We start from the raw sequence: 14,780 nt of genomic DNA, 5'->3' as shown, positions 1-14,780 counted from the left end.
TCATCCGCCCTTCTTGTGAACCTCATCACCATCGGGTGGACTCAACCCATGGAGAGGTCGACGAACCGGCGCTGGCTGGTCACCGGAGCGCTCGGGTTCGCCTTGCTCGGCAGCGGGTGCGCCGGCGGCGATCCGCAGGTCCAGGCCGGTGGTCCCGCGGTGGTGATCGACGCTGCCCGGCCCAGCACGCAGGTGAGTGCTCCGCCCTCCGGCGCGGGCGCAGACCTGACCAGCACGGGCAGCTCCGGCAAGAAGGCCGATGTCACGGCCGCCCCGGCCGCGAGCGACAGCGCCGGCACGCCGGACAGGCCGAAGAAGGTCTCCATCGCCAGCCCCAAGTCGGTCGCCAGTCCCGACTCGCCGGAGTCGGCCGACACCCCGTAGGTCAGACCAGCCGGTACCCCATGCCGCGGACCGTCTCGAACCGGTCCGCGCCGAGCTTGCGCCGCAGGTACCGCACATACACGTCGACCACGTTCGAGCCCGGGTCGAAGTCGTAGCCCCACACACTGGAGAGCAGTTGCTCACGGCTGAGCACCTGGCCGGGGTTGGTCAGGAACGCCTCAGCCAGCGTGAACTCGCGCGCCGACAGGTCGACCTCGCGGCCGTCCACCGTGGCACGGCGGGTGCGCAGGTCGAGGCTCAGGTCGCGGTGGCTGAGCGTCGTGGACGAGGACGCCGCCCCGGCGTCCGCACCGCGCAGCCGCAGCCGCACCCGGGCCAGCAGCTCCTCGAAGCTGAACGGCTTGGCCATGTAGTCGTCGGCGCCGCCCTCGAGCCCGGCGACGGTGTCGGTCACCGACGAGCGCGCGGTCAGCATGATCACCGGGATCGTCACGCCCTGCCCGCGCAGCCGGTTGAGCACCTCGAAGCCGTCGATGTCGGGCAGCCCGACATCGAGGATGACCAGATCGAAGTCTCCGGAGACGGCGAGTTGCCCGCCGGTCACCCCGCTCGCCTCGACGTGGGCGGTGTGCCCCGCGGACTTGAGGCCCTTGGCCACGAAGGCGGCGATGCGGGGTTCGTCCTCGATGATCAGGATCTGGCTCACGGGCCTGCCTTCCTCACGCGATGGTCTCCAGGGCCTGGCCGGCCGGCTGCAGCGGCAACACCAGGGAAATCGTGCTGCCCGCGCCGGGGGCGGAATCGATGTCGACCCGGCCGGCGTGGCCGGTGACGATCTTGTCGACGATGGCCAGCCCCAGGCCGGCGCCGTCGACCCGCAGCGCGGCCTGCGAACCGCGTCCGAACCGGGCCAGCACCACTTCTCGTTCCTCGGCGGAGATGCCCATGCCGCGGTCGCGCACCCACAGCCACAACTCACTGCCGCGGACCGCGCTGCCGAGCGCGATCGGGGTGTCGTCGGGGGAGTACTTCACGGCGTTGGACGCCAGCTGCAGCCACGCCTGCGCCACCCGTTGGGGATCGAGCACCGCCTCGACGTCGGCCAGGTCGTCGAGCAGCCAGCGTCGGGCGGCCAACCCCCGGGCCTTCTCGAGGGTCTCGTCGGTGAGGCGTCCGATGTCGGTGGGTCGGGGCTGGATGAAGTCGGCGCGCTCGGCATTGGCGAGGGTGACCAGGTCGTCGACCAGCCGGCCCATCCGGTCCAGTTCGTCCAGGGCCAGGGTGCGGGTGGCGCGGACGTCCTCGGAGTCTTCGGCGTCCATCAGTTCCAGATGGCCGCGGACGATGGTGACGGGCGTCCGCAGTTCGTGGCCCACGTCGTCCAGCAGTTGGCGTTGGCTGTTCATGGCGCCGTCGAGCCGGTCGAGCATGGCGTTCACGGTGCGGGTCAGGGCCGACAGGTCGTCGTTGCCGTGGACGGGGATGCGCCGGGTCAGGTCATGTTCGGTGATGTCCTCGGCGGTGGTGCGCAGGAGCCTGATCGGCTGCAACAGGCGTCCGACCAACAGCCAGATCAGGAAGCCGACCACGGCCAGCGACCCGAGCGCCACCAGTGCGTACGTCGCATAGGTCTCGTTGAGGGCGTCCTGCTCGGCGCGCATGTCGAACACCTGCACCAGCGCGCCGCTCTGGGTGGGGAAGTGGACCGGGACGACGGCGTAGAAGTTGTCGGCGTAGGGGGTGGAAAGTCGGCCGAGGGTGACGTGGTCGAGGGTCGCGAGCGGCATCACGGTGGTGACGAAGTCGACGTCGACCTCGGGACGGAACGTGACGCCCTCGGGCGCCGTCCACACGATGTTGCCCTCGACGATGCCGAGTTCGCCCTCGTTGGAGGCCAGCACGTGCCGCTGCATGGCGGTACGGATCAGGTCCCCGGGGTTGGTGAACTCCAATCCGGTGGTGGGGTCGACGCCCTGGTCGGCCAGAACGCGGAACTCGTCGACCCCGCGGTTCAGATAGCCCTGAACCCGGCGCTCGGCGAGGGCCTGTTCGAGGGTGAAGGCCGTCAGCCCGGCGATGGCCAGCGCCAGGGCCGTCAGCGCCAGGACGGCCGCGATCACCCGAGCCCGCACGGTGCGCAGTGCGGGCAGCCAGGTCCGGCGTCCCGTGACCGGCCGAGTCGCCGGCTGGGTCGGCGGGGCGTCGGGCATGCGCACATTGTGTCAAACGGGCTCTGGCAGGGAGGTGGGCCGCCGGTGAGAGTGCTCTCATCGCGCCCACTTACTCACGAGCGGAACCACATGCCCATCTCGATCAACACCGAGCCGGGCGGTCCGAGTGCTGAGCCGGGTCTTCACCCTCAACCTCATGCTCATGCTCGATCAGGATGTTCTGGAGGGCAGTTGGGCGCGGCGGCGGGCGAGGTGGAGTTGCTCGGCAGGGTTGGCGGTGAGGGCGAGCGCACGGTCGTAGGCGGCCCTGGCCTCGGTGCTGCGTCCCAACCGGCGCAGCAGTTCGGCGCGGGTTGCGTGCAGCAGGTGGTAGCTGTCCAAGGTGGACGCGAGCCGGCCGACCTCGGCCAGGGCGACGCCGGGGCCGTCCACCTCGGCGAGGGCGACCGCCCGGTTGAGCCGTACGATCGGGGACGGGTCGATCGCGGCCAGCCGGTCGTAGAGCGCGACAATCTGAGACCAGTCCGTGTCCCGGGCGGTGGGTGCTGAGGTGTGGACGACATTCATCGCGGCGAGCACCTGGAGGCGACCGAGCGGAGCGCCCGAGGCCAGCCGCTCGCGCACCAGGGTCTGGCCTTCCTCGATCATCGCCCGGTCCCAGGCGCCACGGTCCTGGTCCTGCAGCGTGACCAGTTCGCCGGTGGCCGACACCCGGGCGGCCCGGCGAGCGTCGGTCAGCAGCATCAGGGAGAGCAGACCCGTCACCTCGCCGTCCAAGGGCAGCAACGTATGCAGCAGCCGTCCGAGCCGGATCGCCTCATCGCTGAGGTCGACACGTAAGGGGTCCGAACCGGAGCTGGTCAGGTATCCCTCGTTGAATATCAGGTAGACCACCGCCAACACCCCGGCCAGCCTCAGTCGCAGATCGTTCTCGTCGGGCACCCGGTAGGGAATGTGGGCGGCTTGGATCTTGGCCTTCGCGCGGGTGATCCGCTGGCCCATCGTGGTCTCGGCAACGAGGAAGGCGCGGGCGATCTCGGCCACAGTGAGCCCGCCCAACATCCGCAGCGTGAGTGCCACCCTGGCCTGCATGGCCAGCGCCGGGTGGCAGCAGGTGAAAACCAGCCGGAGCCGGTCGTCCTCGATCGGCCCGGTCTCGGGGGGAGGGGAGTCATCGGTGATCATCAGGGCTGCCTCATACTTGGCCGACCGCTGGGCGTCGCGCCGCAGCCGGTCGATGGCCTTGCGCGTCGCGGTGGTGACCAGCCAGCCGCCAGGGTTTGCAGGGACGCCGTCGGACGGCCATCGTTCCACTGCGGTCGCAAAGGCCTCGGCCGCCGCATCCTCGGCGACATCGAGACCGAAGCGGCGTGCCAGCCCGGCTACCACCCGGGCCCACTCGTCACGGTGGGCGCGGGCCAGCGCCTCGCTGGCGTCGGTCACGCCAGCATCGCCTCGATGTCCGCCTCAGTTTGGAAGGGACGCACCTCGACGATCTCGCGGCAGGCGTGGGAGGCCTCCGCAGCCAGCGTGAGGGCGACATCGAGGTCGGGCACATCAATCACCCAGAAGCCGCCGATGTACTCCTTCGTCTCCAGGTAGGGCCCGTCGGTGATCACTGGCTGGTCGCCCCGGCCGTCCACCGTGGTCGCGGTGAGGGCGGACGCGAGCCCGTCAGCGAAGACGAAGTGGCCCTCACGCTCGAGCTTGTCGTTGAACGCGCCGGTGTCGGCGAAGGACTGCAGTTTCTCCTCCCGGGTCATTGTGGGGGAGTCCGGACCGGGCTCGGGTGAGCCGAAGACGCTCATCAGGTAGCGGGGCATCTCACTCACCCTCTCCAGCCGCGACCCGGAACCGCTCGGGGACCTCGAAGCGGGCCCCGAACGGGTGCACCTCCTGCGGCCACTCCAACGCCGTGGCCAGACGCCCGGCCCAGTAGCGGGCGGCCGCGTCGTCCGGCACCTCGACGACGGTGAACCCGCCCACATGCTCCTTGGTCTCGACGTACGGCCCGTCGGTGAAGACCAGGTCGCCGTCGGCGGCCACCACGCTGAACGCCGCCGTGGAGGTGTCGATGCCGCCGTTGGCGTAGACCAGCACCCCTGCTGCGGCCATGTCGTCGATCACCTCGCGACTGCGGCGCGACTTCTCCTGCAGTTGCTCGAGTGTGTGCGGGGGCACCCACTCGCCGTTAAAGAGGATGACGTACTCGGTCATGCTCAGCTCCTCACGTGTCGGACGGCCCCGGTGGCCGTCCCTCACCAGGTCAACGAACGGCCCAACGTCAATACGACACGTTCTAACGGCAGGGTTTCAAGAGCGCCGGCGATCAGGCCAGCCACAAGGAAGGATCCAGTATCGGATGCTGGCGGTACGCCAGCCCGGCGGCAACGCCTTTCACTCTTGGGCGACACCTTGAAACCCCTAGCCAAAGGCTCAAAATATGCCTCTGACTAGGGGTTTTGGTGGCCAGGACCGGGATCGAACCGGTGACCTTTCACTTTTCAGGCGAACGCTGCTACCAGCTGAGCTACCTGGCCAGTAGAGCGATCTCTCGCTCAGCGACCCCGACGGGACTCGAACCCGCGACCTCCGCCGTGACAGGGCGGCGCGCTAACCAACTGCGCCACGGGGCCTTGACAGGCCTCACCGGTCGTTTCCGACCGGCTTCGAAACTATAACAGTCGGTCACGGTGGCGGTGAAATCGGCGGGCGGTCCCGCGAACAGGCGCCCGAACCTGGTCGTCGACTCAGAGAAGGATGCCCCGAGGCCACGCCGCGGGCGTCCGGGCTCGGTCGCCGAACGACTCATGATTGGGTAGTCGAGGCACGTGTCCGCGCTCACGAAGGAGTCCGCACCGGTGAACACGGAGATGATCGAGAAGGGCCTGGCGCAGGCCGACCAGACCAGGGTGGTCGAGGTGGGCCGGGGCTTGCTGCCGCGCAGCGGTGCGCTGATCCGTGATGCCATGGCCACTGCGGATCAACCGATGCTGGTGGTGGCCGACGAGCGGACCTGGGCAGCCGCCGGTGAGGCGGTGGACGCCTCCCTGCGCGGCGCCGGGGTCGAGGTCGCGGCGCCATTGATCTTTCCCGGCAGCCCGGCCCTGTACGCCGCCTATGAGCACTGCGAGACGATCCGCGAGCGACTGCGCAGTGCCGGGGCGGTGGGTGTCGCGGTCGGCTCGGGCACCCTGAACGACCTGGTCAAGCTGGCCTCCGGTGAACTCGAGCAGCCGTATGCGGTGGTGGGCACTGCGGCGTCCATGGACGGCTACACCGGCTTCGGCGCGCCGATGACCCGTGCCGGGGTGAAGGTCACCATGCCGTGTCCGGCACCCAGGGTCGTCCTCTTCGATCTGGACGTGGCCGCCGCCGCACCGGGAAGCATGGTCGCCGCCGGCTACGGCGATCTCTCCGCCAAGATCCCGGGTGGCGCCGACTGGCTGTTGTCGGACGCCGTCGGCTGGGAACCGCTGCATCCGCTCGCCTGGGAACTCGTGCAGGGCGGGGTCGCGGATGTCCTGGCCCAGCCGAAGGCGCTCGCAGCCGGCGACCCCGATGCGTACTCGGGCCTGGTGAACGGGCTGATCCTGTCCGGCCTGGCCATGCAGGTGTACGGCGGCACCCGGCCGGCCTCCGGTGCGGAGCACTACTTCAGTCACCTGTGGGAACTCGAGCACCTCGGCCAGGACCGCGAGCCGCCGCTGTCGCACGGGTTCAAAGTGGCCATCGGGACACTGGCGATGTGCGCGTTCTACGAACGCTTCCTCGCCCGCACCCTGACAGCCGACGACGTCGAACGCGCGCTCGTCGGCTGGCCGGACTGGGCGAGCGTCGAAGCCGACATCCGTTCACGGACCAGCGGAACCCTGGCCGAACATTGCCTGAAGGAGACCCGGGCCAAGTACCTCGACCGGTACGCCCTGGCCGTCCGGCTCGGCGGCGTCCTCGAGCAGTGGGACGCCCTGCACCAACGACTGGTGCGACAACTCGTCCCGGCACACCAGCTGCAGGCGATGCTGAGGCAGGCGGGCGCGCCCAGCGCGCCGGAGGACATCGGGCTCACCGCCGACAGGGTCAGGGAGACGTTCTTCGGCGCCGTCTACTACCGGTCGCGGTACAGCGTGCTCGATCTGGCCCGTGAACTGGGTTGGTTTGACCAACTCGTCGACGAGGTGTTTCAGCCCGGCGGTCTGTGGACCTGAGCCGAGGGAGAACTGGCATCCCCAACGGGATTCGAACCCGGGCTGCCGCCTTGAAAGGGCAAACCGACTTGCTCGAAGAGACTTACGATTGGTGGGTCTGAGCCTTGCAAGGCTTCACAGGCTTGCACCACGGGGAACTCGATTGGCCCGCTTGTGTCCGAAATGTGTCCCAGGGTGGGCGTCGCGATGGGGGGTGGGCCTTGATGTGTCGTCAGCGTGAGAGGACGTTCGTTGGTGGGGCGGTGCTGAACGACGGGCGCGGCTAAGCGCCGACCTCCCCCCAGTGTTGTCTGCGATCAACGATCCGTAGGATGCTGTGGGCGTGGGTCGCTTGCGTTGGTTCCACTGTGCTCGGGTCGCCTTGTGGAGCAGGGTGCCTAGTCTCATGTGGAGCTGCCCCGTTTGGGGGTGGACTCGTCTATGCTTACGCTGAATGTCAACGCGTTCGCTTAATGCATGTGTTGCTCGGGGTTTAATAGGGGAGATGGTTGTGTTCCTACGTGAATACATATATGTCGATGTCGACCGAGTTTCTGGCCTAGCTGGACAGCTCTACGATGGTATCCCCGAGAAGGCGATCAACGTAGCCGGGCGACGAAAGCGGGCCGGCTTCGACCTCAAGGTCTTGAGTGGCAGCGCCGAGGTTGGAGCCGAGGAGCAAACTGAACGCAATCTCGCAGACGGATTGTTCAAGGATCTTGAGGCTGACTTAGAGACACTTGGCATGCTCAGCGATCTTTCCACGGAACTCGCTGAGTCCGAGACGTGGAATAGCATTGAGGATATCGCGCGTGCAGGCCAAATAGTTCGCATCACGTCTCCGGGTACGCTCTTTCATCCCAAACAAATATCAGATGCGATTGTGGGAATCGCCACTGCAGCGGTCGGGTTGCACGGCATGGGAATTACGGGCAATGGCGAGGTTAAGCCTGTCAAGCCGATCGTTCCACCAAAAGCGAAAACTCCGGCTCAGAAGAAGGCAGAACGAGATGCACGCAGCCCTCGCGCACCTGCACAACCGATCTATCCTGAGGACTATCTGCCCGCTGAGGAAATCATTCCGGTAATGGGTACGGAGCGGACTCAGCTGGCCGGTCTTATTCGAATCACTCGCGGAGTCTTTCAAGATGGAGCACACCTCATGCTCCGACCCCTTGGAGCAGAAGGGCCAATCATAAGTACGAGGTTGGAGGCGGGGCGTCGTTTCATGGACTCATCGCCAGAGATCTTGTTTTCGCGCTACGGTCTTGCTGAACAAGAGTGGACAGTCGTCGGAATAATTGGGCAGTTTGGGAGTCGGATTGCGCCAGCCGCCGTGGTGGACGTGACGGATCCTGATGGGAGTGTTAACCGCGGTAAGTTCGTGGACCTGGTCGGGAACTTTCTAGCGACATCGCGAGGGATGGTAGATCTGCCGTCAGCACCGGGATTCTCTCTGATCCCGTTGGCCGTCTACCGCGGGATTGGGTACGTCGAGGACGGTGAGAGCTGACTTCCGCCCGGCCAACTTCAGGCTGGCGAGGACCGGCCCGCAGCGCAGCGAAGCGGAGCGAGGACACGGACCGCAGCCTTGCGCGGCGTGAGCCGCGCCTTGACCTACAAGAGCCAGAATCAGCAGAGCAGGGTGCAACCGTTCGCCTTGGTCGCGCGCTGCGCGGGGTTCATCACCTTCGACGATCGTTGGCTGGTGTGGGCCGACTGGATCATGACTATTGGCTCGGGGACGCGTGAAACTAGTGCCAGATAAGGAGGACGAGATACAACCAACCGCTGGCGATCATGACTCCGACAGCAGTCCACTGATACACCATACGGCGGTCCAGGTCTTTCGGACCGCCCACGCTCTGAGTCTTGCGGTGTCGATTCCCTTCACCTATGAACTCAGCAGCCAAGATTATCGCTGTCAGAATATAGACAACTAGAGCTATGAGGCTGACGCGCGATTCCGCGGACGAGTCGACGCCGATTCGAGAAAACACGGCGACCGGCGCGAACCCCATCAGTAACGATCCGGCATAGATTAGTGAATCATGGCACACATTGAAAACCGGGCCGTTGTCGCTTCGCACAATCGTAGATTGGTCCGGTGTCGCTATAGCCAATGCGGCTAGGCAGTAGTACATCCAGCCAAGGACCACGAATGCGAAACAGATGGTCACGTGGTCGCGACTGGCATAGGGCAAGGATGTAACCACCCATTCGGCGACGAGGTACAAGGAAAGTCCGCAAGACAAGCTGATTGCAGCGACCGCGAATATTGCTGGCTTAGTGATTGTGCGGCCATGGTGTTTAAATCCATTCCAATTGATGGAATCTGCAAGTGCGATGGGTGCCGCCGTTGCTATCATTAATGGATACCACTCGAACCCGGGAAGGTGGTGCACGAACTCCCAAACAGTTGCGATGAGAGCGAGGGCTGAAGCGTATGCCGCCAACATTGTTCGATGACGGGGTGAGCTGAGGGCAATCACAAGGAGTACTAGTCCCGCCAGATAGGCTCCAACCAGGAACGCTTCACGGCTCAGCATTGTAATCCAGGTAGTTGCTACCTGATCGAAGAAGAGCGCAGCCGAAAGGATCGTGATGGAGCCTGCCTGCCCGACATATACCATATACAGCGCGCCGATTGCTCGATCCTTGCTCCTGTGATCGGGGAGTATGCTCAATCGAGCCACAACAGCGTGGTATGTGGGAAACATCCAGTTCCCGATAAGAGCAAAATACAGCGCCCAGATAACACCATTTGCAAGGGTGGGCCAGTTGGTGACGCGTTCCACGAGTGTCACGATGGTGACCGGAAAGAGTAAGCTAAAGAATAGGCCATTTATCCAACCCGCCACGCGCGTGCCCGTGCGGCCGAGCTGAGCTTCTGTTCGGCGCATATCAACCATGTCACCCCAGGGATCCTCGCGGGGGAGTGTTTCGAGGTCGCCGAAGGCGAATCCTGGTGACAGTATCCTTGTGACTGCGCGGGCGAAAAGGAACCACCAGATTCCTAAGAGTGCGGTACAGATGAATGCCGCCCGTCGTAGTTCCAGGAGCGCGCCAGCGCCTTGTGTTGTTGCGATCAGGAGAGGTAAGGGAATGAGAATTCCACTAGCGATCCACACTAAACGCTCGGCCCACGTGGTCCCGTTTCGCTTCCAGGTGCCCAACCATATTGCTGGGCAAATGGTTCCGATGGCCATGAGGGCCGATGCGAGAGGTACAGTCACTTCTTCCTTCGTAGCCACAGGACTGCGGAGCCAGCGGCGGCGACAACGCCGGCTGCTGTCGCTATGACCTTCAGACTTGCTGTGCTCGCTGCGCGATCAAGATTGCGTAGGTTGTCAGCTGTCGCGAGTAGGGCGAATAGAGTGATCGCGCCCGTCGCAATCATTAAGGCGTGTTTGGCAGACGGCGGAAGTTGCTTACCGGCTTTGAAGGTGTATCCGCTGAGCCATGCAACTCGTGCAATCAGCGCTCCCAGCACGGCAGAAATCGCAATCGTAAACGCGGCATGGTAATAGCCCGCGGTCGTGAAGGTGTGCGGCCGCGGAAGGGTCCAGTTCGTCTCGGGATTCGGATCCGCCAGCCATGCGATCTGGGTGGTCAGACCACCCGCAGCGCCCAGAACTGCACCCACAACGCCAATGGCCCACGGGGTCATCCTTTCGCGCAACAAATGATGCTGGGCTTCCACCAGGGCGGCTACCAGGACGGGCAGCGCGATTGCATCTCCCAGTGTTGCTGACCAGTATGAGTACAGGCCTCTCGTGTCGTCGGGCTCCGAGAATACGTAGAGCGCATTCATAAGTCCGAAACCCCCTAGCAACGTCGCCACTGCGGCAACGCCGCTATCACGATGCATTTGGTTTCCCCCTTGAGTTTTTGCTCCGCCGATGCGGCCGAGTGGGCACATGTCCGAGGAGACATGGATCAACCAGGTCGCGACGGCTTCGGAGCCGCATACTACCGCCTGGTCCATCTTCCGGCCCTCAGGCGCCCCATTGTGGGAGCAATGTGGCCCGGAGTCCGACGCGCTGGAGTCCGCTCTCCCAGGGGAGCCACTACGATAGGCTCATGGTCGTGGCGATGATCCAGTCGGCGTAAGCATGACCAGTTCGCACACGCGTTGCTCGGCACTCACGACATCACTCCCTCCTCGAGTGTGGCGATTGCTTCGTCCTGGGTGCATGCCCAGGGGCTGCGCGGCTGGGTTGAATCGGTCGATCGTAGCTGACTCACTCAGCGGCGCTCTAGGTTGACCGTGCTCATGATTGAACAGAGATGCGTCCCCGCCCTGATTGCTGTTCGTTAGGGAATCCTTCGAATAGTGGCCGCCAGTGCGCCGATGGAATCCACGATTGCCTCGGCGCCCGCCTGGGCGAGCTCCAGGCCGCGCCGCTGTGTCTTTGCAAATCCGATGGCGCGAACACCGATGGACTTGCTCGCTTGAACGTCGGTCACAGCGTCGCCAACCAGAGCGCAGCGCTCGGGCTCGGCGTCGAGTGCAGTGATGGCGCGGATTAGGGAGTCTGGGTGAGGCTTCATCAACTCGGCGTGACCTGGGATTCGGGCCGCGATGTGGTCTACCGACGTTCTCAGGCCGTGTCGATCCAGGAAGGCTTCGATCGCTTCGATGGCGTTGTTGCTCACGATGGCGACTGGTCTACCAACGACCCGGCAGGCGGCCAGGAGTTCGCCGGCCCCAGGCGTGAGCGCAGACTCTGCGACCGCCCGCAACTCCCCGCGAGCGCCGGCCGCCTCAACTGCGGCTGCGACGTCGGCTGGCGCGTAGCGAGTGCACCAGCGGAGGACCGCCAGCGGGTCTACCGTCGCGTTGATCTCGACCGGGACGGCAATTCCTTTGGGAATTTGGGCTCGCATCAAGTCCGACACCATCAGGTTCCGCCCGCCGACGAACATGGGTGTGACCGGGCCGTCAAAGTCCAACAGTAGTGGCCAGGTTGCGCCAAGGACGGCAACGACCGCGCTGTCGTCGCGCTTGGTGCCATCTTGGAACCTCACGGCTGCCATGGCCGAGCGATCGTATGCCAGACGGACTCGAACCAGTTCTCCATTTCGGTCACGTACAGGCTGCCCAGGGATTCTGGGTCCGTATCGGCTGAGTGGTGGAACAAGTGAGCGTCCTTGCCCAAAACATCGAAGGCAGGAACTGCCTCGCCGCTGATGGTAAGGGTGCGCGTGTGGACGGGGTAGAAGCCAATGAATGCCTCGTGGTGATTGATTAGGTACAGCTTGAAGAGCGGCGCAGCACTGTGGACGCGAATGGCTACTTGGACCTCCGCGACTAGGCCAAGCTGCTGAAGTTCGTTCAGGCTCTCGGCGAGGCCTCCTGCATAGCGATCGGTGGTCTTCGCCATGCGTTGGCGAATCCGTGGATCGTCACCCGGTGTTTCGCCTGCCCTGGAGGGGATGGCGATTGGCCGGCTCATGTCTGCCAACATCATCCTCAGCGTGATCGTGCTGGGGTGAAGGCGCCCGTCGCGGATCTTGTCGATTGGCTCTAGCAGGGAACCGGCAAGCGTCTCCCCGGTGTAGCCGGCGAAATCGATAGTGACGGCGTCTTCGGTGAAGGCCGCCTCGATATGTGGACGAATGCCCACTGGCCGCTCCATACGTTGACGAGCGAAAACCCCGCTTCCTTGCCGTGACACGACGAGGTACTCGTCCTTGAGCAGTCGGAGCGCCTGTTGGACCGTCATTCGAGCCACGCCGTAGCGCTTGGCGAGCTCGGTTTGGCTGGGGAGGCGCTCCCCTGGTGCTACACGCCCTGTGAGTATCGCGGCTCGCAGCCTGGTCGCCACTTGGACGTATGGCGGCCTTGGGTCATCGGGGTCCAAGGCGGCGTCCGGTTCATCGGTCATGTGAACAGGGTAGAGCCACGCTAGCCAACTAGTGCACTTAGTCAACGCTTGACATGGCTAGGCAAGTTGGTACAGTGTTAAATAAGACCAGGGTGCATAGGCAACCTGAGGGAAGAGGGAGTCGAGATGTCTGTTCAGGGGCCGTTCGCGGTGAGGTTTGAGGATGTGTTTCCGCATGGGGTGGGTGTAGTCGGTGCGGTGTCACCGTTGGTCGACTTCGATGCGTCGACGAAGGAGAACCGGGTTCAGTCGCGGGACAAGATCACGTGAACCGCCCCGGCGTGTCCGGAGACTTGCTGGTTTGGCTTCCTCAGCTTGCTGCTGAGGGTTGTTGTTGAGCGTAGTGGACTTGTTCCAGTACGGCTGGGGGCATGTCGCCGCAGTACTGGTTGATGCGGCGGTGGTTGTACCAATCGACCCATGTCGCGGTGGCGATCTCGACGGTGTCGAGGTTGCGCCAGGGTCCCTGGCGGCGGATCACTTCGGTTTTGTACAGGCCGTTGATGCTCTCGGCCAGGGCGTTGTCATAGGAGGAGCCGACGGCGCCGACCGACGGTGTGATGCCCGCGTCGGCGAGCCGCTGGCCGTAGGCCACCGACAGGTATTGGACGCCGCGATCGTTGTGGGCCACGAGATCGTCGAACTGGTCACGATTGTCTTGTTGCCTGGTCCAGATGGCCTGCTCGATGGCATCGAGGACCAACTCGGTGGTCATGCTGGTCGCGGTGCGCCAGCCGAGGATGCGGCGGGCGTAGGCGTCGATCACGAACGCAACAAACACCCAGCCGGCCCAGGTGGACACGTAGGTGAAGTCCGCGACCCACAAGCGATTGGGAGCCAACGGCTCGAACTTGCGTTTGACCAGGTCATCGGGCCTGGGACCGACGCCGGCGATGGTGGTGCGTTTGACCTTGCCACGCACCACTCCGGCCAGCCCAGCGGCTTTCATCAGTCGCTCGATGGTGCAGCGGGCGACCGGGATCCCTTCCCGGTTCAACGACAGCCATACTTTCCGCGGGCCATACACCCCGAAGTTGTCGGCGTGGACCCGGCGGATGTGCTGCAGCAGCACGGTGTCGCGTCGCTGCCGTTTGGTGGGCAGCTTGTCGCGCCACTCGTAGTAGGTCGACGGGGCAATCGTCACACCATGCTCGGACAGCACGGTACAGATCGGCTCCACTCCCCATCGCAGCCCGCCCTCGGCGGGTGTGTGGTTGGCGTGCTCGCGGATGAAGTCCACGATCACTGCCCGGGCCGGTCGAGCTCGGCCGCGAAGAAAACCGAGGCGGCCTTCAGGATCGCGTTGGCCCGTTTCAGCTCGGCATTCTCCCGCTTCAACCGCTTGATCTCGGCCGACTCCTCGCTGGACATGCCGGGCCGGTCACCCTGATCGATCTCAGCCTGCCGCACCCACTCCGCACCGTCTCCGCGGTCGAGATGCCCAGTAGTTCCGCCACTCGGGCCATCGCCGCCCAATCGGTGACCTGGTCCGGTCTGATTTCGGCATACATCCGGACCGCCCGCTGCTTCAGCTCAGCCGGATACCTCTTGTGTGTGTTCCCTGACATGACTCCAACCTTCCCAAGGTTCGGAGCCTCCGGACATGCCGGGGCGGTTCAACCTTTCTGCGGACGGCAACGGTCGCATGTCTCCGTAAATACCCGAGCTCGGTCCCCCAGACTCAGGCTACAGTTCGACCCGTGGGAAGGGGAATTGTGGGTCCAGCGGCGGCTGGAACTCGGCGCCTGTCCGAACACTTCGGCGCGCACTTCGCGGGGACCACGCCCAAGCTCAGAGACTTCGCGGCAAAACTCATTGATGGCATACCAGTCACGCTTGCGCCTCCGCTCGACGTGATCCCGGGACCAATCAACACGAACTTGGCTCAGTTCGCAATCGTGGACACGTCTAGTGACGCCGACCGTGTCTTGATAGTTACTCTAGTTGCCAGAACAACGGCCGAACTCGGGGCGTCGCCAATCAAAGGCGATCTGCGAGGAACACCTGTACTGATCAAGGACCTGCATAACGGTCCAGCGTGGGACATCTACAACTGCCGAATAGCCGACTTCCAGGTCTGGCGAAAGCAAAGTATCTATTACGATAACGACTGGCCGGCGGCTTGAGGCCGCAAGAGCCTCTATTGGCCCGCGCTCTAGCGGGAACCCATCCCACCGAAGGGTGAA

At 64.4% G+C, this 14,780-nt stretch carries 13 protein-coding genes, 2 tRNA genes and 1 pseudogene; 4 read left to right on the top strand and 12 right to left on the bottom strand.

The genetic code is table 11. The annotated features are described in order from the left end of the window. The first annotated feature begins 48 nt into the window (after positions 1–48). Positions 49–384 (top strand): hypothetical protein, encoded by a 336-nt coding sequence (locus OIE40_RS11640; RefSeq protein ID WP_264702449.1) that lies wholly within the window; start codon positions 49–51, stop codon positions 382–384. A gap of 1 nt (position 385) precedes the next feature. Here OIE40_RS11640 and OIE40_RS11635 read toward each other — a convergent pair whose 3' ends face one another. The 7 genes from OIE40_RS11635 to OIE40_RS11605 form a co-directional block, all read right to left on the bottom strand. Then, on the bottom strand, positions 386–1,051 hold the full coding sequence (locus tag OIE40_RS11635) for a response regulator transcription factor (RefSeq protein ID WP_264702447.1): 666 nt from the start codon (positions 1,049–1,051) through the stop codon (positions 386–388). Positions 1,052–1,064: 13 nt separating this feature from the next. Continuing rightward, positions 1,065–2,555 carry a sensor histidine kinase gene (locus OIE40_RS11630; protein ID WP_264702445.1) on the bottom strand — a complete coding sequence of 497 codons (1,491 nt, stop codon included), beginning with the start codon at positions 2,553–2,555 and terminating at the stop codon, positions 1,065–1,067. A 171-nt stretch (positions 2,556–2,726) separates the two neighbouring features. Then, positions 2,727–3,959 (bottom strand): RNA polymerase sigma factor, encoded by a 1,233-nt coding sequence (locus OIE40_RS11625; RefSeq protein WP_264702442.1) that lies wholly within the window; start codon positions 3,957–3,959, stop codon positions 2,727–2,729. Continuing rightward, the gene (locus OIE40_RS11620) at positions 3,956–4,339 is read right to left on the bottom strand and encodes a YciI family protein (RefSeq protein ID WP_264702441.1); all 384 of its coding nucleotides are present in this window, start codon (positions 4,337–4,339) and stop codon (positions 3,956–3,958) included. Before OIE40_RS11620 ends, OIE40_RS11625 begins: the two co-directional genes overlap by 4 nt. A gap of 1 nt (position 4,340) precedes the next feature. Beyond that, positions 4,341–4,733 (bottom strand): YciI family protein, encoded by a 393-nt coding sequence (locus tag OIE40_RS11615; protein ID WP_264702440.1) that lies wholly within the window; start codon positions 4,731–4,733, stop codon positions 4,341–4,343. Positions 4,734–4,979: 246 nt separating this feature from the next. Further along, a tRNA-Phe gene (locus tag OIE40_RS11610) sits at positions 4,980–5,056 on the bottom strand. Positions 5,057–5,078: 22 nt separating this feature from the next. Next, positions 5,079–5,152: transfer RNA gene (locus tag OIE40_RS11605), tRNA-Asp, on the bottom strand. Positions 5,153–5,377: 225 nt separating this feature from the next. Between OIE40_RS11605 and OIE40_RS11600 the strand changes: the two genes are divergently transcribed. Together OIE40_RS11600 and OIE40_RS11595 are read left to right on the top strand one after the other, a co-directional pair. Beyond that, positions 5,378–6,724, top strand: coding sequence for a sn-glycerol-1-phosphate dehydrogenase (locus tag OIE40_RS11600; RefSeq protein ID WP_264702882.1), 1,347 nt, complete (start codon positions 5,378–5,380; stop codon positions 6,722–6,724). Between the two features lie 484 nt (positions 6,725–7,208). Then, positions 7,209–8,216 carry a DUF6414 family protein gene (locus tag OIE40_RS11595; RefSeq protein WP_264702438.1) on the top strand — a complete coding sequence of 336 codons (1,008 nt, stop codon included), beginning with the start codon at positions 7,209–7,211 and terminating at the stop codon, positions 8,214–8,216. 241 nt (positions 8,217–8,457) lie between these two features. Here OIE40_RS11595 and OIE40_RS11590 read toward each other — a convergent pair whose 3' ends face one another. The 5 genes and pseudogenes from OIE40_RS11590 to OIE40_RS11570 form a co-directional block, all read right to left on the bottom strand. Beyond that, on the bottom strand, positions 8,458–9,615 hold the full coding sequence (locus tag OIE40_RS11590) for a hypothetical protein (protein WP_264702436.1): 1,158 nt from the start codon (positions 9,613–9,615) through the stop codon (positions 8,458–8,460). Between the two features lie 320 nt (positions 9,616–9,935). After that, on the bottom strand, positions 9,936–10,691 hold the full coding sequence (locus OIE40_RS11585; protein WP_264702434.1) for a hypothetical protein: 756 nt from the start codon (positions 10,689–10,691) through the stop codon (positions 9,936–9,938). A 329-nt stretch (positions 10,692–11,020) separates the two neighbouring features. Continuing rightward, positions 11,021–11,743, bottom strand: coding sequence for an HAD family hydrolase (locus OIE40_RS11580; protein WP_264702432.1), 723 nt, complete (start codon positions 11,741–11,743; stop codon positions 11,021–11,023). Then, entirely contained in the window at positions 11,731–12,594 is an 864-nt protein-coding gene (locus OIE40_RS11575) for a GntR family transcriptional regulator (protein WP_264702430.1), read from the bottom strand. Before OIE40_RS11575 ends, OIE40_RS11580 begins: the two co-directional genes overlap by 13 nt. A gap of 310 nt (positions 12,595–12,904) precedes the next feature. Then, a pseudogene (locus OIE40_RS11570) lies at positions 12,905–14,162 on the bottom strand (IS3 family transposase). Between the two features lie 132 nt (positions 14,163–14,294). On the opposite strand from OIE40_RS11570, the gene OIE40_RS11565 reads away from it, so the two are divergent. Next, a complete protein-coding gene (locus tag OIE40_RS11565) occupies positions 14,295–14,720 on the top strand; it encodes a hypothetical protein (RefSeq protein ID WP_264702428.1) in 426 nt (141 codons plus the stop codon). The last annotated feature ends 60 nt before the right edge of the window (positions 14,721–14,780 follow it).

It is taken from the genome of Micropruina sonneratiae, from assembly GCF_025972045.1.
GTDB lineage: Bacteria > Actinomycetota > Actinomycetes > Propionibacteriales > Propionibacteriaceae > Micropruina > Micropruina sonneratiae.
This window is presented reverse-complemented; position numbering and strand designations above follow the sequence as displayed.